Here is a 17,439-nt window from a genome sequence, read left to right as displayed (position 1 = left end):
TCAGGACAGGCCGCGCTTGCGCTTCACGATCTCCATCACGCGCGCGTGCTCGATGTCCCACTGCGCGGTGCCTTCCTTCACGTGGCGCAGCTGGGCGCGGACCTCGGTCTCGAGCTCGTCGTCGGCGCCCATGAATTTCTTGAAGATCGGCGCCATCTTGCGGCGAAGCGCGATGTCCTCGGCGAAGACCTCCTCGACGTGATGCGAGTGCATGAGCATCTCGACGACCTGATCGAGCAGGTAGTCGAGCGCCTCGTCGCCGACCTTGATGCCGTGGCTCTCGGCGATCTGCGCGCGAACCTTCTGGAATTCGGAGGGGCCACGCCCGGTCCGCTGGAGCAGCTCGCGGGTCTTGTCGTCGACGGTTTTCTCCGTATCGAGATAGCTCTTGAGGACCGCCTCGATGTCGGCGACCACCTCTTTCGGCGCGTCCGTCTCGATTTCCTTGCCCGAGACGAGCGCACGGACGACCTCCTGCGAAAGTGGTCCGACCTTGGCGCCGTAGAGCCGCATGGCGGTGCACCGTAGTCCACTCGTTCGCAAAAGCGAAGCGGGGTGGCGTATTCTTCCGCAGTCCGCGATGACCGTCTGTCCCTTCTGCAAGAAGGCCGTGGTGAACCCGAGCGGTGGGCCATGTCCGTCGTGCGGGAAGGGACCCATCGCTGCGGCGAAGAAGCCCGCCGCCGCGCCCGCCTCCGACGACGACGAGTGGGACGCGATCGAGCGCGGCTCGGGCAGCGGCGCGTCGGTCGGCGCGAGCTCCTACTCGGGCGGCACGCTCGGCGGCCTCGGCGACGACGACGACGGCAGCTCCGGCATCTCGCTCGAGCTCGACACCCCGATTCGCCCCGCGGCGCCGCCGTCGTCCGGCTCGCTCGGGCCCGGCCCCGCCTCCGGGCCGAGCCATCCGCCCGGCCGCACCGGCGCCTCCGGCGCGTACCCGGCTCACTCCGAGCCGATGCCGCAGCCGCTCCCCGCGCGCTCGGGGAGGCCGACGAGCGATCCCCACATGGCGGCGCAGATGGCGGCGCAGCAGTCGACGCCGAACAACCTCGCGCCGCCGTCGTCGCCGCAGGTCGCGCCGCAGCAGGCGCAGCAGCCGCCGCTCGCGTTCATGCCGCCCGCGCAGCCGGACGCGGCGGTGATGATCGCGCGCTACCCGACGCCGCCGGCGAAGGTCTGGGAGACGCCGATCTACGCGATCCGCGTGCTCCTCCGGCAGTTCGAGCTGCGCCAGGACATCGCGTCGCTCCGCAAGAAGCGCTCCCCCGACGTCGCGCTCTACGAGCGCGCGCTCAAGACCCACGACGGAACGAACTTCGCGGTCGGCCTCGCGATCACGTGCGCGATGATCACGGTCGCGATGTTCGTCTTCTTCCTCCCCGTCATCCTGCGCTTCGTCCGCGATCCGGACTGACGGGCCCAACGACTCGACTCAGCGACTCAGCGGCGGCTCTTCGGGCCCTTCGGGCGGCGCCGGCTCTCGGGCTTCCGCTTCTCCGGCTCCGGCTCCTCGGGCGCCGCGGCGACGGGCGGCGGCGCGGGCGAGACCGGCTGCGGGGAGGGCGGGGGGACCGAGTCGCTGCGGACCACGTCGTCGCGGCGCGGCGGCGTCCGCATCTCGCGCATGCCGAGCTGGAGGCGGCGGATGACGGCCTTCTTCTGGCGGTCCTTGTACTTTGCATGCGATGCCTCGCCCTGCTCGTTCGAGGCCTCGGTCGCGCGGTCGATGACCTGGAACTCGCAGATGACGAAGACGACGGGCCCGAGCGCCCACGCCTGCTGCGGCGCGCGCTCGAGGAGCTTCCGCGGGAGGCGGACCGGCATGTCCACGACGTAGTGGATGACGTGGTAGTTGTCGGCCGAGAAGATGTTGTCGGTCGGCGTGAGCTCCTCGTCGGCGCCGGCCTGCATCTCGGAGAGGAACCCCTTGAGGTGGCGGTTCTGCTGGCAGTACCGCTTGAAGTTGAACATCGAGTTGATGCTCTGCCCCGGGATCACGTAGTTGAACGGGAACAGCTTCTTCGTGAGGTACTGGAGGACGGGGAAGATGTCCTCGCGCTCGCGGCACACGATGCGGAAGCGGAGCTTGTCGAAGATCTGCGCCGAGACCGCCTCGCGCTTCGAGAGGAGCTTCGTGTAGAGCGAGTCCTTGTTCTTGCGGCCGCCGACGAACTCGGTGATCGGGAAGCCCTCGGCGAGCATGCTCCCGATGACGCGGTAGACCTTCTCCTCGACGAGGTGGAAGATCTCGGCGTCCGACATCGGGAGCATGAAGAGCAGCTCGCGCCCGTCGAGGTGATGGATGATGTGCGTGCACTTCAGGATCGTGCACGCGCAGGTCTGACGATGGCCGCGCCCCGTCGCGAGGAGGAACAGGTCCTCGATCGACGCTTGCTCCACCGGCTTCGGGATCGGGTACTCGAAGTGGCGCCGCAGGTAGTTGATCGCCTCGCTCTTGATCGCGTTCATCCGCGCGCGATCGGCGGGCTCGTCGGGGTGGAACTCCTGCGCGCGGAGGAAGTCGCGGACCTCTTCTTCGTCGGCGAAGTTGAGCCGATGCCAGTCGACGACGGAGTCGCCGCGCAGCACGAGGCGCACGGCTTCGAGGTCGGCGAGCGTGAACTCGTCGAGCTCTTTCAGTCCGTCCGTCCGCACCAGCGCCATGGTCGACCGCGCAGCTTAGGCGATCATCGCCCCATCGGGGGAGGGGGCGGAGGCGGCAGCGGGTTCGGCGACGGCGCGGGCCCGAACGAAGGCGCGCTCGACGGCTGAGGCTTGCTCGCCGGCGCCGGCGACGGCTTGCCGTGCGAGCCCGCCGGCGGCGGGCGATGCGACATGGGCGCCGGCGACGGCGAGCTCGTGCCCGGCGTCGACGACGGCTCGCGGGTCCCGCGGGTCGTGAAGCCCGGGCTGTCGCACGCGGCAGCCGCGGCGACGAGCGTGGCGAAGGCAGCGATGGCGATCAGACGAGGCACGGCCGTCCGACCATCGGACGCTAGATCAGGCGGCCTTGTCGAGCTGCGCGACGTCGGTCGTGCCGGCCGCGGGGGCGTGATTCCGCCCGAGCGACAGGGTACCCACGAAGATCGCGACGGTGACGGCAAGGACGGCGACATGGCCCATGAGCGCGCCCGAACAGCCGGCGATGGCGATGGGTGCGAGCGCTGCGAGGTACCAGGGAGTGAGCTTCATTCCATACTCTCCGCATGAGTGAGGGCAAGCTGCACCCTACATGTAAGACAAGCTACGACACTTAGCGGTGAGGGGGAAACTTCTAGTCGGTTCGGGCGCGCCCCATCAATCAGAAACGGCATCGTCTACGCGGCGACCTTTCGCACGAAAGGTTCCATCTTCGCGCCCAAATGTAGGTGTTCACTTCCAAAAGCAGTTCCGAACATTTCGCCGCGCCTGCGACACAAACCATCCCGCCCGACCGCGTCCCCGAGCCAACGCCCCCGTGTCCCCCCACCCACGCCCGAACCCACCCAGCTGTCAAGGCCAGGCTTGCTCGCCGTCCGACCCGAACGGCGCATTCGTACCCATGAGCGTTTCGATATGGGCCTCGCACGGCCTCCGGCCTTTCGCTACGTCGTCGGTCTGGGGCGCTGGCGGCCTCTGCCTTTCGCTACGTCGTTCCGGGGCGCGGTCACGCAGCATCAGACGCGCGCCCCCGGCGCGCAGCGCGCACTCGGGCCCGCGCGTAGTCCCCTCGCAAACCCGCGCGGCCCGCAGCTCGGCGATGAAGCGGCACAGAACGGGCGCCCGGACCCGAGCTCGGAACCGACCACGCAACGCAAGGCCATACCCGAGCAGCGCTCAACGCACAGGCCGGAAGCCGCGCGCTCGGGCCAAAACGCCCAAGCGCGTGCACGAAGGCCATGTCCTGAGCGGGCCTGCGCAAGCGAGCGGGCCTGCGCACGCGAGCGTGAAAGCGCCTCGAGCTCAAGGCGCAAGAGCCATGTCCCGAGCACCCGCCCAGGGAGGGAGCGCCAAACGAGACCCGGAAGCCGCGCTCGGGCCGAAACGCCCAAGCGCGTGCGCGAAGGTCATGTCCCAAGCGGGCCCGCGCAAGCGAGCCCCGAGCGAGTCCGAGCGACCGCCCGCCCATATGGGCCCGGAGCCATATCCCGAGCGGCTACCCGACGGGGCCCCGGGAAGCGGCCGCGCAAGCGGGCGCGAAGCGCCCCGAGCGCGAAGCGCAAGGAGGCATATCCCGCGCGGCTACCCGACGGGGCCCCGGGAAGCGGCCGCGCAAGCGGGCGCGAAGCGCCCCGAGCGCGAAGCGCGAGGGCCGTGTCCCGGGGTGGGGGTGTCGGGGGCGAAGCCCCTGACGTTAGGTCCGCGCGCGCGAGCGCGAAGCGCCTCGAGCACGCAGCGCAAGGAGCCATATCCCGCGCGGCTACCCGACGGGGCCCCGGGAAGCGGCCGCGCAAGCGGGCGCGAAGCGCCCCGAGCGCGCAGCGCGAGGGCCGTGTCCCGGGGTGGGGGTGTCGGGGGCGAAGCCCCTGACGTTGGGTCATTGAGAGATCGGGAGACACGGTTTATCGTCGGCGCGTGCCGCGGCTCTGCTGGCTCTGGCTCGTGGGCGCGGCGGTCGCGACTGCGGGGTGCACGACGGTCGATCCTGGGCCGAACTTCGTCGTCCCGGACGAGAACTTCGATGCGGACTTCTTCTTCTGTCGCGTCGAGCCGGAGCTCCTCGTCGCGAAGAAGTGTGGGCCCGGCGATCCCGCGTTCGGCGACGCCGCGAACGGCTGCCACTTCAACTCCGGCGCGGTGAGCGGCATGGCGATCGCGAACCACGCCCCGATCGACTGCGCCAACGGACGACCCACCAGCCGCGCGCAGATCGGCGCGGGCGGCGCCGCGCAGGGCAACCTCCAAGCCGTCACGCTCGTCATGAGCCGCGACGTCAACACCGCGCCCCTCCTCCTCCGCCCCACCGGCCAGAACCACCCCCGCAAGGTGTTCGACCCCAACGATCCCGTCGTCGAGGTCCTCCGCGAATGGGCGCTCCGATGATGCGCCGCCTCCTCGCGCTCGCCGTCGCCTGCGTCGCGCTGCTCGTCGCGCGCGTCGCGAGCGCGGCCGAGGACCCGGAGGCCTTCGCGCGGGTCGTCGTCGACTCGGCCGAGCTCCGGACCGGGCCCAGCATCTCCTCGCGCGCGATCTACACCGCCCACCGCGGCGAGACCTTCGCCGTCGACGGTCGGCAAGGGACCGGCTTCTGGCTCGCCGTCGTCCTCCCCGACGGCCGCCGCGCCTTCGGCATCGGCGACGAGATGCAGGTCTTCGCCGTGCGCCCCGGCGAGCCCGACGCGCCGTCGCGCCCCGGCCTCTTCGCGACGCCGCCGCTCGAAGGCACCACCGCCGGCTTCGCGATCCTCGGCGGCATCCTCGCGATCCCGATCCGCGACGACACCACGCGCGCGTTCGGCTACCTCGAGGCCCGGCCCTCGCTCGTCGTGCACCGCACCGTCACCCTCGACGGCTACATCGGCAACGCCCTCACCGCCGACGGCTCCCAGATCCTCTACGGCGGCGGCGTCACCGTGCACTTCGCGCCGAGCTGGGCGATCTGCCCGTTCCTCGGCATCGGCGCGGGCGGCATCAGCACGCGGCCGAACACCGACTCGTTCGTGCTCAAGAGGGAAGACCTCTACATGGCGCGCGCCGGCGGCGGCATCCTGATGGCGCTCCGCGGCCGCATCCTCGTGCGCCTCGAGGTCACCAACATGACGCTCTTCGACGCGGAGAGCTTCAAGAACGCCCAGACCTACGCCGGCGGGTTCGGAGTGTACTTCTGATGAAGTTGTATTTTGCATGTTTCGTCGCGCTGAGCAGCCTCGCCGGTTGCGTCACCGTGAAGCCCGCCCAGCGCTCGGTGCTGGCGGATCCGATCATGCAGTTCGAGGGCGACCCGCAGGCCGCGGCGCAGCTCCGGCACGCGATCGACAACCGCGAAGGCTCGTACGGCGGGGGCGGCGTCTCGGGTGGAGGATGCGGCTGCAACTAGGGCGGCTGCTGTTTGCTTGTGCAGTCACCGCGCTCGCGTCGCTCGCGAGCCGGGAGGCGTCCGCGCAGGTCGCGGAGGTCGACACCGCGCACACGCTCTACCACGAGGCGCCGACGCGCTCGAACATGACGGTCTACACCCCGGGCGTCGCGGCGCAGGCGACGCCGTGGGAGTGGATCACGATCCGCGGCGGCTACGAGGCCGACGTCGTCTCGGGCGCGAGCGTCGCGACCAAGGCCGGCCCCGCGTACCAGAGCGTGAACGCCGGCGCCGACGTCATCACCACCGCGAGCGTGCGCGACGTGCGCCACTCGCCGAACGGCGGGCTCACGCTGCGGAAGGGCGACGTCGCGTACACCGCCGCGTACACCTACGGGACCGAGAACGACTACCGCTCGCACAACGTCTTCGTCGGCGCGAAGACGGACGCGTACGGCCACAACACCCAGCTCGAGATCTCGTACGCGCGCAACTTCGACTCCGTCTGCAACCGCGTGCAGGCGGTGAACGACACCGCCCCGCGCTTCCGCGCGCTCGAAGACTCGAGCGGCTGCTTCACGAAGAACCCGCTCCGCGCGCGCGAGCGCCTCGACATCGACGGCTTCCAGGCGAGCTGGACGCAGGCGTGGACGCCCGTCTTCGCGACGCAGCTCGCGTACACCGCGCAGCTCATCGAGGGGTTCCAGTCGAACCCGTACCGCAGCGTCATCGTCGCGCAGGGCCTCAAGGCGCAGGAGCATCATCCGGAGCAGCGCGCGCGCCAGGCGCTCGCGCTCCGGATGAACTTCTACGTCCGCCCGATCAAGGTCGCGTTCCGCCTGACCGGCCGCATCTACCGCGACACCTGGGACGTCACGAGCGGCACCGGCGAGCTCGAGGCCGAGCGCTACCTCTTCGAGAGCTTCCGCGTCACCGCGCGCGGCCGCTACTACAAGCAGAGCGGCGCGCTCTTCTGGAGCGACGACTACACCGGCGGCGATCCCCCGCTCGGCCCGAAGGGTCAGTATTTCACCGGCGATCGCGAGCTCTCGCCGTTCTGGAGCCTCGGCCTCGGCGCGCGCGTCGCGTACACGATCCGCCCCGCCCCGCGGTTCGAGGGCGGCAAGCCGCGCCTCCTCGGCATCCTCGAGAGCGCCAAGGTCGGCGCGTCGTTCGACCTGATCCAGTTCTCCTACGACGAGTACACCCTCGCCGGCCGGCCGATCGAGAACGCGCGCGCCTTCATCTTCGGCCTCACCGCCGGCGCGCTGTTCTGAGCCGGGATCACACGCACCACTTGTGATCGATCACGCGCGGATCGAGCTTCGCGATCCGATCCAGCAGCGGCGGGAGCGCGCCCGTCTTCGCGCGGAGCGCCTCGAACGCGTCCATCAGCTCTTTACGCGTCGCGGTCGCGACGTCGATCTTCGGCAGGCCTGCGGTCGTCATCGCCTCGTCGATCGCCGCGCCGTACGCGCGCGCGACCTGCGCGCGGACGCTCTGCTCCCAGAAGCGGATGCGGAAGACCTGCCCCTGCCGCTCCGCCGCGCGGGCGCGCTCCGCCGGATCGGCGTTCCGGTGCGCCGCGACGCTGCCGTAGGCGTCGTACGCCCGCTCGGCGTTCGGCTGATGCGCGTGCGTCACGCGGATCTTTCCCGAGACGAGGTCGGCGAAGACGTCGTCCGCGTCGCGCGCGTTCTCGCGCCGCTTCTCGAGCGAGACGGTCTCCCCGATGACGCCCTGGCTCTTCGTCCACGCCGTCGCGGGCGCCCGCGCGAGGAGGACGTTCTTGTCGATCGACTCCGCGCGCCCCGCCGTCGCGGTCTTCCAGGCCTTCATGTGATCGACCGGCCCGAGCGGCGAGAACCCGCCGTAGCCCCAGATCGTCTTCACGTGCTGGAAGACCCCGCGCCAAGAGGCCGGATCCTGCACCTCGTTCTCGGAGTAGCAGCCGCCGACGTGGACGTCTTCGATCTGCTCCGCCGCGCGCGGGAACGCCCGCGCCAGATCGCGGACGTCTTGGAGGTTGAACGCCGCCGTCCCCGCGTCGTTGTACATGTGCCCCATCATCGAGTGCCCCGAGATCACGAGGCGGGACGGCACCGACGCGCCGCGCTCGGCCGGCGCCCACGCGAGCGCGAGGCGCGCGAGCTCGTCGCGGCCGATCGGGTCGGCGCGCTTCAGCACCGTCGTCACGGTGGTGCGCTGCGCGGGCGAGAGCCCGTGCTCCGCGGCGAGGGCGGCGGCGAAGGAGTGGACGCCCACGTCGGTCGCGAGGTCGTGGTCCTTGCCTCCGCAAGCGACGATCGACGAGCCCGAGACGGCGATCGTGACGTCCGCGGCGAGCGCCGCCGACTCCGCCGCCGCGCTCGGGTTGAGCCCGAGGTACAGGATCCGATCGTTGGGCGGCGGCGGAGGTCCCGCCGTCGCGTTCCTCGCCGCCGCCGCGAGCATCGCGTCGCGGACCGCGTCTTCGCGCGCGGACGGGAGGCGCTCGAGAACGGTGGGAGGAGACGCCGGCGCGGCATCCGGCGGGGGCGTGGGATCGGGCTCGCGCCAGCGGAGGTGCCCGACGCCTCGGACGTATTCGGTCATGGGCGGCGAGTCGGCCGCCGACGCCGCCGGTTGCTCGTTTCAGCGGATGTAGCGGAGGATCCCCTGGATCGGGATCCACGCCATCTCCGGGCGATGCGCGACCTCGCTCCGTAGCTCGGCGAAGGCCTTCTCGATGATGGCCGCGTCGAGGAGGACGCCGAGCATCGGCGGCGGCGCGAGGAAGGGCTGGCCCGTCGCCGTCTCGAGGTAGCCGCGGAGGTAGGCCGCGGTCGCCCACGTCTGCCAGAGCCAGCCCCACGGATCGGCGCGCGTCTGGTCCTCGGGGCGGAGCGCGAGGAGCGACGTCGCCGCCGCGTAGTGGAACGATCGGATCATGCTCCCGACGTCGCGCAGCGCGCCGCGCTTGCGCCGCCGCTCGGTCAGCCGCCGGTCGCGCCCGCCGCCCGCGCCGATGAGCATGTAGTCCTTCCCGGTGAAGAGCGCGCGGCCGAGGTGGAGGTTGCCGTGACCGCGGACCTGGAGCGACTCGATGCGCGTCGTGAGGATCGGCTCGAAGCGGGCGAGGATCTGCGGCTCGATCGCGGCGAGGCGCGCCGCGCTCTCACGCGTTCCGGCGGGCAGGGTGTCGAGCGCGCGGCGGAGCGAGCCGAGCCCGCGGCCGACGAGGTTGCGCGCGCTCTGGTACTTCGAGCGCTGGTCCATCACCGAGTACGCCGTCGGCGCGAACGCGGGGTCCTCCGAGCGCGCGAGCGCGATGTGGAGCTCGGCGGTGCGGCGGCCGAGGAGGACCGCCCAGTCGCGGTAGGCGCCGGCGATCTCGGCGTGCTGCGCGGGCGGATCGAGCATCGCGAGCTCGAGGAGCGACGCGGAGGGGAGCGCGGGCGCGGCGATGTCGGCCGGCTGCGCGAGGACGTACTCGTAGACGCGGCCGACCTCGCTCCGCGCCTGCTGCCAGGCGGTGCCTTCGTTGACGACGTACTCCTCGAGCAGCGCGAGCGTCGCGGGCTCGCCGCGGCCGACGCGGCGCTCGACGAACCCGAGGACCCGCGGCGTGATCGGGGTCTCGGTCCCGCGGAAGAAGCGCGCGACCTCGAGCTCGGGCTCGGTCCCTTCCTCGACGCGGTAGAGCAGCTTGAGCACCGCGCGGTCGCCGTAGGCGATCGTCACGCCGAGGCGATCGGTGCCGAGCACGCGCGGCTCGCCGAGCGTGCTCGTGTCGAGGCTCGCCCCCGCGACGAGGCCGCCGACGATCTTCCCGCTCGAGGCGGCGAAGGTCGTGCCCTTCGTCGCGGCCTCCACCAGCACGCGCGCGGCGGTCTCGGTCGTGGCCTCGACGAGCGCCTTCCTCTCGCCGCTCGGGAGCTGGAGCCCCGCGACGAGCGACGCGTTCGGCGGGGCCTCCGCGACGACCGCGAGCGGGATCGCGAACGTCTCCGGCTCCTGATCGCCGTACTCCACGCGCGTGAGCACGTAGACGAGCGGCTCGTCGCCGTCGGTGAGGGTGACCGACTCGATCACCTTCGCCGCGACGATCGACGTGTCGGCGAGGCCGCGCCCGACGAGGAAGGTCGGCAGCGCGTCGTCGAGGAGCGAGCGTTCGTCGCCGAACAGGAGCGACTGCACGCTCGTGCAGAGCAGGTTGATCGGCCCGGCGAGGCTCGGCCGCCCCTCGGTCGCGCCGCGCGGCACCTCGATCGAGAACCAGTAGAAGTCGTGCCCGCCGAGGGTGAGCATGTAGCTCTGCGAGCCGTTCACGGTCGGGAACCGCGTCTTGCCCATCAGCTCGACGGGCACCTTCCCGTCGAAGGCCGCGAGATCGAGCTCGGCGTACTGGACGTGACGGGAGAGGTTCGCGACGACGAGGATCGTCTCGTCCTCCCACTGGCGGATGAAGGCGAGGACGCGGGGGTTCGAGGGGTGGAGGAACTCCACCGTCCCGCGACCGAACGCGCGGTACCGCTTCCGGAGCGCGATGAGCCGCTTCGTCCACCACAGGAGCGAGCTCCCGTTGGACTGCTGCATCTCCACGTTGAGCGCTTCGTAGTGGTACTCGGGGTCGATGATGATCGGGAGGATGAGGCTCTGCGGGTTCGCGCGCGAGAAGCCCGCGTTGCGGTCCGCGCTCCACTGCATCGGCGTGCGCACGCCGTTGCGATCGCCGAGCCACACGTTGTCGCCCATGCCGATCTCGTCGCCGTAGTAGAGGATCGGCGTCCCCGGCATCGAGAAGAGGAGCCCGTTCAGGAGCTCCATCTTCTTGCGGTCGTTCGACACGAGCGGCGCGAGGCGGCGCCGGATGCCGAGGTTGATGCGCATCTTCTGCTCGTGCGCATATGCACGATACATGTAATCGCGCTCCTCGTCGGTCACCATCTCGAGCGTGAGCTCGTCGTGGTTGCGGAGGAACATGCCCCACTGGCAGGTCGGGTGCAGCTCCGGCGTCTGGCGGAGGATGTCGATGATCGGGAACCGGTCCTCCATGTGAATCGACATGAAGAGGCGCGGCATGATCGGGAAGTGGAAGTTCATGTGGCACTCGTCGCCGTTGCCGAAGTAGGCGGCGGCGTCCTCGGGCCACTGGTTCGCCTCCGCGAGGAGGAGGCGGTTCGGGAACTTCGCGTCGACGTGGGCGCGGAGCTTCTTCAGGAACACGTGGGTGCGGGGGAGGTTCTCGCAGTTGGTGCCCTCCTCCTCGTAGAGGTACGGCACCGCGTCGAGCCGGAGGCCGTCGACGCCGCGCGCGAGCCAGAAGTCGACCGTGTCGAACATCGCCTGGTGGACGGCGGGGTTCTCGAAGTTGAGGTCGGGCTGGTGCGCGAAGAAGCGATGCCAGTAGTACGACTTCGCGATCGGGTCCCACGACCAGTTCGAAGGCTCGAAGTCGCGGAAGATGATGCGCGCGTCCTTGTACTTGTCCGGATCGTCGCTCCAGACGTAGAAGTCGCGCTCCGGCGACCCCGGCGCCGCGCGCCGCGCGCGCTGGAACCACGGGTGCTGGTCCGAGGTGTGGTTCATCACGAGCTCGGTGATCACGCGGACGCCGCGCCGGTGCGCCTCCCGCACGAACTCGTCGAAGTCCTCGATCGTGCCGACGTCCGGGTGCACGCCGGTGTAGTCCGCGCAGTCGTACCCGTCGTCGCGCCCCGGCGAGGGGTAGTGCGGGAGGATCCAGATCGCGGTGACGCCGAGATCGGCGAGGTAGTCGAGCTTCTGCCGGAGCCCCTGGAAGTCTCCGATGCCGTCGCCGTTCGCGTCGAAGAACGAGCGGACGCGCGCCTCGTAGATGACGGCGTCCTTGTACCAGAGGGGATCGTCGGAGAGTCCTCGGCTCGGGCGGATGCTTTTTGGTGTCATGTCGGAGAGCTGAAATCTCTCACTCGCCGCATGCGCGCTCAAGGCGGTGAGTTGCCGCTAGCCGCGGGCGCATATTTTTCAGGGAAGGTTTTTCGCTCCGGAGGGCGAGGCGGCGTGCACTTTTCCCGTTGCGCTGGATCGGAGCGCGACTATGACCCGCCGCATGTTTCGTCGGATGACCTCGCTCGGGCTCCTTTCCTTCGCGCTCTCCGCCGCCGCGTGCGCGGCGCCGGACGAGTCGACCGCCGAGAGCGAGGACGCGATCGCGACGTCGACGCAGCTCGTCGCCTGCAGCAAGCCCGTCGGCACCGACGACGGCGAATGGATCGTCTACGTGGAGTGCGTCGGCGCGAGCGGGGAGGGCCGGATCGTGCGCCGGAGCGTCCGCGGCGGCGGCGCGGCGACGCGCGCGGGCAGCTACAAGGCGACGGACAAGGTCCTCGCCGCCGGCACGACCGGCAAGTACGTGTACTGGGCGCTCCGTCACGCCGACGGCTCGTACGACTTCAACGTCGCGACGTTCCGGACGACCTGGGACGTCGTCGTCACGAAGATCCCGCTCGAGGGCATGCGCGAGCCCCTCGAGGGGATCACGATCACGGAGGCCGGTGACATCGCGTTCCTCGCGTACGCCAGCGGCGGCCAGAAGCTCGTCGTCGGGAAGGTCGGATCGACGACCCCGCGGCTCGTCGAGCACGTCCCGTACGTGAGCGCGTCGGCGGTCTCGCTCTGGAGCACGACGTCGTCGCGCCGCATGCTCCTCAGCCAGGGCGGCCGCACGCTCCGCGTCCTCGATCCGGTGCCCTCGACGCCGACGTTGAGCGCGTCGGTGAGCCCCGCCGCGCCGGTCCTGACCTCGCTTCGCGACACCTTCGACGGGTACGGTTACCTCGCGAAGGTCGGCCGCTCCGCCGACGGCTACTCCGTCGCGCGCGTCGAGGCCAAGACCGGCGCCGTCCGCGTGATCGCGGGCCCGTTCAAGCAGATCGCCGACGTCGCGAAGGTCGCGGCGTCGCACGTCGTGTACTCCGCGCAGAAGCTGGACGGGACCTGGGCGATCGAGCGCGCGAGCCTCGGCGGGACCGGGGTCCCGCGCACGCTCGTGACGGATCCGGACCTGCTCTGGTTCCGCGTGAGCACCGATCGCTCGACGCTGGTCTTCCGCGGCGGGCCCGAGCGCGGCTCGAAGCCGAACTGGCTCGGCGTCACGCCGGTCGACGGCGCGATCGCGCCCGCGGTCGCGATCCCGAAGGAGGAGAACCTCGAGCTCCAGCTCGATCGGACGACCCCGGCGACGAACCGCTTCGTCCTCGGCGTGAAGGACCGCGCGACGCGCGCGGAGTCGATCCGCCTCGTCGACGACCGGACCGGCAACACGCTCGGCGCGTTCGACAAGGGCGTCGACTACAACTACTCGTTCAGCGTCGAGCTGAGCGGCGACGGCCAGGTGCTCTACGCGCCGAGGTCGTGCGACTCCGGCGGCGGCGAGCTGATCACGCAGCTCTGGCCGAGCCCCACCGTCCTCACGGGGTGCCGCACGAACACCGACGACGAGCTCCTCCCGATCCCGAACAGCTCCGCGATGATGCTCTCGACCCGCACCGGCGCGCGCTCGGTGACGGTGTTCCGTCCCTGAGCCCGTAGCAGCACGGCTCCGTCGATCGGCGCTCAACGCGGCAAGAGCGCCGAGGTGTCCACGCGTTCGTAGATCGCTTCGACCGTGATCTCGCCATCGCAGATGCGAAGAGCGCCCGAGGAATACTGTTCGCTGATCCAGCCGCTGCTCGTCCTCCTGTGAAGTTGGATGAGCCTCTTTCGTTGCGAGACCAGGACGTACTCGCGCAAGGACGGAATGGCCTTGTACGCCGGGAGCTTCTCATGGGTGTCGATCTTCGACGTGCCCGGGGAGAGGATCTCGAAGATGGCGCTCGGGTTCGTAAGCGCGCGCCCGATCTCCTTGTCGTAGATCGCCGGCTCACAGAGCACGATGACGTCGGGACCGAACGCGTCTCCGGTGGCTTCGCAGTAGACGCCCACCGGCCCCAGCACCTGGCACCGGCCCTCGAGCGTGCGCATGAGCTCTCCGATGAGGGATCCTTGGAGCGCGCCGTGCCGCAGCGAAGGTTGGTTCATCGCCACGATTTCTCCGCTGAAGAGCTCGTAGCGCGTCTCGGGGAGGCCCTCGTACTCCCAGAATTCTCGGAAGGAGACCCCGATCTCCTCGGCCGGTTCGCCCATCGCTTCACGATCGTAGCACCCTCGGCGCGCGCGCCGCGTGGCCTTGCTCAGTCCTCGGCGTCGTTGCCGCGGAGGCCGTGCTTCTTGGCCATGTCGTGGAGGTGCTTTCGGTCCATCTTCGCCTCGCGCGCGGCGGCGGAGATGTTGCCGTTGTGGCGTGAGAGCAGCCACTTCACGTAGCGCTTCTCGAACTCCGCGTCGTACTTCGCGCGCGTCTCGCGGTAGCTCTGGGTCGGCTCGAAGTGGAACGCCGCCTCCGCGCCGCCGTGCGCGGTCGGCAGCGTGACGACCCCGATCTCGGTCGAGCCCATCGCGTGCGCCATGTAGATCGAGCGCTCGAGGACGTTGCGGAGCTCGCGCACGTTGCCGGGCCACTCGTGCGCGACGAGCGACTGCATCGTGTCGGACGGCACGGTGAGCCCCTCGCCGCCGGCCGCCTTCAAGATGTGCGTCACGATGTTGGGGATGTCCTCGCGCCGCGCGCGGAGGGGAGGGACCGTGACCGGCACGACCGCGAGGCGGAAGTAGAGGTCCTCCCGGAACTTGCCGGCGCCGACCTCGCGCTGGAGGTCGCGCTTCGTCGCCGCGATGACGCGCACGTTGGTCGCGAGCGTCTTGTTCCCGCCGACGCGGCGGAACTCGCGCGTCTCGAGCACGCGGAGGAGCTTCGGCTGCACGTCGAGCGGGAGCTCGCCGATCTCGTCGAGGAACACGGTGCCGCCGTCGGCGAGCTCGAACGCGCCTTGGCGGGTGGAGACCGCGCCGGTGAACGCGCCGCGCTCGTGCCCGAAGAGCTCGCTCTCGATGAGGGAGTAGGTGACCGCGCCGCAGTCGACGACGAGGAACGGTTTGTTCGCGCGCCCCGACGTGCTCGCGATCGCGCGCGCGAGGACGTCCTTGCCGGTGCCGGTCTCGCCCTCGAGGAGCACGGTCGCGTCGGTCGGCGCGATGCGCTCGAGCACGCCGAAGATCGTCCGCATCGGCAGGCTGTGCCCGATCGCGCCGCCGAAGCTGGTCTTGTCGCTCGGGAGGACCTCGACCTTCTGCGCCGCGGGACGGAAGTGGATCTCGACCTCGCCGACCTTGAGGACGTTGCCCGGCTGGAGCGTCGCCTCGCGCACGCGCGTGCCGTCGATCTTCGTGCCGTTCGTCGACTCGAGGTCGCGCACGTGGAGCCCGTCCGGCGCGCGGAGGATCTCGCAGTGGTGGCGGGACACCGTGTCGTCGCCGAGGACGAGGTCGTTGTCGTTCGCCTTGCCGATCGTGAAGCGGCCGCCGACGACCTTGCTCGTGCCCTTCGCCGATCCGCTGAGCACGACCGCGAGCACGCCCGCCGGCGCGCCGACGACGCTGGCGGCGGCGCGCGTCGAGACCTCGGGCGAAGGCGCCTTGGCGGCGGGGACGGGTTCCTTCTCTTCAGTCATGAACGATGGCGCTCGAGACGTCGACCTGGGCGCTGCCGCCCTTCAGCGTAACCTGCCTTTCGACGGAGCGGTGAATCTCCGTCGAAGCGTCGGGCGGCGTCGCGGCGACGTCGACGCGGAGCTGGTAGTCGCCGTGCGGGAGCTTCGGCTCGTGCGCGACGACGCGCGGCGCCTTCCCCGGCGCGTAGGTGAAGTGGGTCTCGTCCGCGACGTCGCCGCCCGCGCCGAGGTACGAGAGCGTGACGCCGGTCACCTCCGGCGCGCCGCTCCCGAGGACGACGCGCACGTGCTGCTCCTGCGGCGCGTCGTTCGCGAGGAAGAAGGCGATCGCGAGCCCGACCGCGAGGAACACGAGCGAGCCGATCCGGCGCCGGTTCATTCGCTCCTCCGCTTCAGTTCGCGCGGAACGAGCGGACGCGCGTGACGAGGCCCTGCACGACGTCGGGCGGGAGATCGAACTTCGGCATGCGCCCCTTGCCGTTCGTGATCGCGGCGGCGATGTCCTCGTCCTTCAGCTTGTCCTGCACCGCGGGCGTCGAGAGGTCGGCCGCCTTGAACATCGGACCCTGCGGGCCGTCGCCCTTGCCGGCGGGGCCGTGGCAGGTCGCGCACTGGTTCCGCCACGCGATCTCGACGAGCGCCGGCGTCCCGCCCGCGTCGCCCTTCTCCCCCTGCTTCGCGGCGGGGCCGCCGGTCTTTTTTTCGCCGTCGTGATCCGCCGGCGTCCACTCCTTGAGCTCGACCGAAGGCGGCCGATCGCAAGCGGCGAGGCAGGCCGTGGCGAGGAGGGAGAATCCGAAGAAAAGGCGGGAGCGGGGCAGGCCTCGTCCTTTACCGCGGACCTGCGCGAGAACCAACCTTGTCGCAACGAAGAGCCGGCGCTAGAGCAAAGAGAAGGAGGCGTGGACCGGCTCGCCGGCCGCGACCAATCGACATGTACAGCTCGGGTCCGCAGAAGCCGTCACCGGCGGCGAAGAAGGTCACCGTCCCCGATCTCCGCGCGCGCAAGGGCGGCGCGAAGATCGCGATGGTGACGGCCTACGATTATACGATGGCGCGCCTCGTCGACGAGGCCGGCGCCGACATGGTCCTCGTCGGGGACTCCCTCGGCATGATCGTGCAAGGTCTCTCGACGACGATCCCGGTCACGCTCGAGGAGATGGCGTACCACTCTCGCGCCGTCGCGCGCGCGCTGACGACGGCGCACCTCACCGGCGATCTCCCGTTCATGAGCTACCAGGTCTCGCCCGCGCAGGCGGTCGAGAGCGCGGGCAAGCTGATGAAGGACGGGGCGTGCGAGAGCGTGAAGCTCGAGGGCGGCCAGGAGGTCGCCGAGCACGTGCATCGGATCGTGCGCGCGGGGATCCCCGTCGTCGGTCACGTCGGGCTCACGCCGCAGAGCGTGCACGCGCTCGGCGGCTTCAAGGTGCAGGGGAGGGGAGAAGGCGCGGAGAAGGTCCTCGCCGACGCGATCGCGGTCGAGCAGGCCGGCGCGTTCGCGATCGTCCTCGAGGCGGTGCCGCCGGATCTCGCGGAGCGCATCACGTCGCTCGTCTCCGTCCCGACGATCGGCATCGGCGCCGGCGCGGGGTGCGACGGTCAGGTCCTCGTGTGCACCGATCTCCTCGGCCTGTCGCGCGGGCATCAGCCGAAATTCGCCAAGAGGTTCGCGAACCTCGGTGACCTCGCGGTCGACGCGATCGCCGCCTACGTGGCCGACGTCCGAAGCGGCGCGTTCCCCGCCGCCGCCCACAGCTACAAGCCGAACGCCGTCGCTTCGCCGTCGCGGAGCCCGATGCTGCGGCGCGATCTCGGGATCGAGGTCGAGGACCTCGACTCGCCGCTGCCGCTCGACCACTGGCACTAGAT

Annotated in this window: 17 protein-coding genes; 7 read left to right on the top strand and 10 right to left on the bottom strand. The window is 70.5% G+C overall.

Annotated elements, in window-relative coordinates; all coding sequences use genetic code 11:
* A complete protein-coding gene (locus KF837_29845) occupies positions 1-603 on the bottom strand; it encodes a DUF507 family protein (protein MBX3231564.1) in 603 nt (200 codons plus the stop codon).
* Between KF837_29845 and KF837_29840 the strand changes: the two genes are divergently transcribed.
* Positions 581-1,417: a hypothetical protein gene (locus tag KF837_29840; protein ID MBX3231563.1), complete on the top strand. Its 837-nt coding sequence runs from the start codon at positions 581-583 to the stop codon at positions 1,415-1,417. The two genes, KF837_29845 and KF837_29840, sit on opposite strands and share 23 nt — an antisense overlap.
* A gap of 26 nt (positions 1,418-1,443) precedes the next feature.
* Here the strand turns inward: KF837_29840 and KF837_29835 are convergent, their stop codons facing one another.
* The 3 genes from KF837_29835 to KF837_29825 are packed head-to-tail and all read right to left on the bottom strand — an operon-like array spanning position 1,444 to position 3,195.
* Positions 1,444-2,667 carry a TIGR04552 family protein gene (locus KF837_29835; GenBank protein MBX3231562.1) on the bottom strand — a complete coding sequence of 408 codons (1,224 nt, stop codon included), beginning with the start codon at positions 2,665-2,667 and terminating at the stop codon, positions 1,444-1,446.
* Positions 2,668-2,690: 23 nt separating this feature from the next.
* Complete coding sequence (locus tag KF837_29830; protein ID MBX3231561.1) at positions 2,691-2,978, bottom strand: hypothetical protein; 288 nt, start codon at positions 2,976-2,978, stop codon at positions 2,691-2,693.
* Between the two features lie 25 nt (positions 2,979-3,003).
* On the bottom strand, positions 3,004-3,195 hold the full coding sequence (locus tag KF837_29825; GenBank protein MBX3231560.1) for a hypothetical protein: 192 nt from the start codon (positions 3,193-3,195) through the stop codon (positions 3,004-3,006).
* A 1,362-nt stretch (positions 3,196-4,557) separates the two neighbouring features.
* Between KF837_29825 and KF837_29820 the strand changes: the two genes are divergently transcribed.
* The 4 genes from KF837_29820 to KF837_29805 are packed head-to-tail and all read left to right on the top strand — an operon-like array spanning position 4,558 to position 7,275.
* Complete coding sequence (locus KF837_29820; GenBank protein ID MBX3231559.1) at positions 4,558-5,025, top strand: hypothetical protein; 468 nt, start codon at positions 4,558-4,560, stop codon at positions 5,023-5,025.
* On the top strand, positions 5,010-5,810 hold the full coding sequence (locus tag KF837_29815; protein ID MBX3231558.1) for a hypothetical protein: 801 nt from the start codon (positions 5,010-5,012) through the stop codon (positions 5,808-5,810). The genes KF837_29820 and KF837_29815 overlap by 16 nt, the downstream gene beginning before the upstream one ends.
* A complete protein-coding gene (locus tag KF837_29810) occupies positions 5,810-6,019 on the top strand; it encodes a DUF4266 domain-containing protein (protein ID MBX3231557.1) in 210 nt (69 codons plus the stop codon). Before KF837_29815 ends, KF837_29810 begins: the two co-directional genes overlap by 1 nt.
* Entirely contained in the window at positions 6,004-7,275 is a 1,272-nt protein-coding gene (locus KF837_29805) for a DUF3570 domain-containing protein (GenBank protein ID MBX3231556.1), read from the top strand. The genes KF837_29810 and KF837_29805 overlap by 16 nt, the downstream gene beginning before the upstream one ends.
* A 7-nt stretch (positions 7,276-7,282) precedes the next feature.
* Here KF837_29805 and KF837_29800 read toward each other — a convergent pair whose 3' ends face one another.
* Both KF837_29800 and treS read right to left on the bottom strand, forming a co-directional pair.
* Complete coding sequence (locus tag KF837_29800; GenBank protein MBX3231555.1) at positions 7,283-8,593, bottom strand: hypothetical protein; 1,311 nt, start codon at positions 8,591-8,593, stop codon at positions 7,283-7,285.
* Between the two features lie 39 nt (positions 8,594-8,632).
* Positions 8,633-11,908, bottom strand: a complete 3,276-nt coding sequence (gene treS / locus KF837_29795; GenBank protein MBX3231554.1) for a maltose alpha-D-glucosyltransferase — start codon at positions 11,906-11,908, stop codon at positions 8,633-8,635.
* A gap of 163 nt (positions 11,909-12,071) precedes the next feature.
* Between treS and KF837_29790 the strand changes: the two genes are divergently transcribed.
* Positions 12,072-13,544 (top strand): hypothetical protein, encoded by a 1,473-nt coding sequence (locus KF837_29790; protein ID MBX3231553.1) that lies wholly within the window; start codon positions 12,072-12,074, stop codon positions 13,542-13,544.
* Between the two features lie 32 nt (positions 13,545-13,576).
* Here the strand turns inward: KF837_29790 and KF837_29785 are convergent, their stop codons facing one another.
* The 4 genes from KF837_29785 to KF837_29770 are packed head-to-tail and all read right to left on the bottom strand — an operon-like array spanning position 13,577 to position 16,427.
* The gene (locus tag KF837_29785; GenBank protein MBX3231552.1) at positions 13,577-14,146 is read right to left on the bottom strand and encodes a Uma2 family endonuclease; all 570 of its coding nucleotides are present in this window, start codon (positions 14,144-14,146) and stop codon (positions 13,577-13,579) included.
* Positions 14,147-14,193: 47 nt separating this feature from the next.
* Positions 14,194-15,570, bottom strand: coding sequence for a sigma 54-interacting transcriptional regulator (locus KF837_29780; GenBank protein ID MBX3231551.1), 1,377 nt, complete (start codon positions 15,568-15,570; stop codon positions 14,194-14,196).
* A complete protein-coding gene (locus KF837_29775; protein MBX3231550.1) occupies positions 15,563-15,949 on the bottom strand; it encodes a hypothetical protein in 387 nt (128 codons plus the stop codon). Before KF837_29775 ends, KF837_29780 begins: the two co-directional genes overlap by 8 nt.
* 13 nt (positions 15,950-15,962) lie before the next feature.
* Positions 15,963-16,427, bottom strand: coding sequence for a cytochrome c (locus tag KF837_29770; GenBank protein ID MBX3231549.1), 465 nt, complete (start codon positions 16,425-16,427; stop codon positions 15,963-15,965).
* A gap of 77 nt (positions 16,428-16,504) precedes the next feature.
* On the opposite strand from KF837_29770, the gene panB reads away from it, so the two are divergent.
* Positions 16,505-17,437 carry a 3-methyl-2-oxobutanoate hydroxymethyltransferase gene (gene panB / locus KF837_29765; protein ID MBX3231548.1) on the top strand — a complete coding sequence of 311 codons (933 nt, stop codon included), beginning with the start codon at positions 16,505-16,507 and terminating at the stop codon, positions 17,435-17,437.
* Positions 17,438-17,439 lie beyond the last annotated feature (2 nt).

This window comes from Labilithrix sp. (assembly GCA_019637155.1).
GTDB lineage: Bacteria > Myxococcota_A > Polyangia > Polyangiales > Polyangiaceae > Labilithrix.
The sequence above is the reverse complement of the archived record's forward strand: the minus strand, read 5'-3'. Positions and strand labels throughout refer to the sequence as shown.

Bases quoted from the DNA above. Each gene is read 5' to 3' on its own strand.
- KF837_29790 (MBX3231553.1), top strand. From the start codon at position 12,072: ATGTTTCGTCGGATGACCTCGCTCGGGCTCCTTTCCTTCGCGCTCTCC.
- KF837_29835 (MBX3231562.1), bottom strand. From the start codon at position 2,667: ATGGCGCTGGTGCGGACGGACGGACTGAAAGAGCTCGACGAGTTCACG.
- KF837_29775 (MBX3231550.1), bottom strand. From the start codon at position 15,949: ATGAACCGGCGCCGGATCGGCTCGCTCGTGTTCCTCGCGGTCGGGCTC.
- KF837_29805 (MBX3231556.1), top strand. From the start codon at position 6,004: ATGCGGCTGCAACTAGGGCGGCTGCTGTTTGCTTGTGCAGTCACCGCG.
- KF837_29815 (MBX3231558.1), top strand. From the start codon at position 5,010: ATGGGCGCTCCGATGATGCGCCGCCTCCTCGCGCTCGCCGTCGCCTGC.
- KF837_29840 (MBX3231563.1), top strand. From the start codon at position 581: ATGACCGTCTGTCCCTTCTGCAAGAAGGCCGTGGTGAACCCGAGCGGT.
- panB (MBX3231548.1), top strand. From the start codon at position 16,505: ATGTACAGCTCGGGTCCGCAGAAGCCGTCACCGGCGGCGAAGAAGGTC.
- KF837_29780 (MBX3231551.1), bottom strand. From the start codon at position 15,570: ATGACTGAAGAGAAGGAACCCGTCCCCGCCGCCAAGGCGCCTTCGCCC.
- KF837_29825 (MBX3231560.1), bottom strand. From the start codon at position 3,195: ATGAAGCTCACTCCCTGGTACCTCGCAGCGCTCGCACCCATCGCCATC.
- KF837_29810 (MBX3231557.1), top strand. From the start codon at position 5,810: ATGAAGTTGTATTTTGCATGTTTCGTCGCGCTGAGCAGCCTCGCCGGT.
- KF837_29785 (MBX3231552.1), bottom strand. From the start codon at position 14,146: ATGGGCGAACCGGCCGAGGAGATCGGGGTCTCCTTCCGAGAATTCTGG.
- KF837_29800 (MBX3231555.1), bottom strand. From the start codon at position 8,593: ATGACCGAATACGTCCGAGGCGTCGGGCACCTCCGCTGGCGCGAGCCC.
- treS (MBX3231554.1), bottom strand. From the start codon at position 11,908: ATGACACCAAAAAGCATCCGCCCGAGCCGAGGACTCTCCGACGATCCC.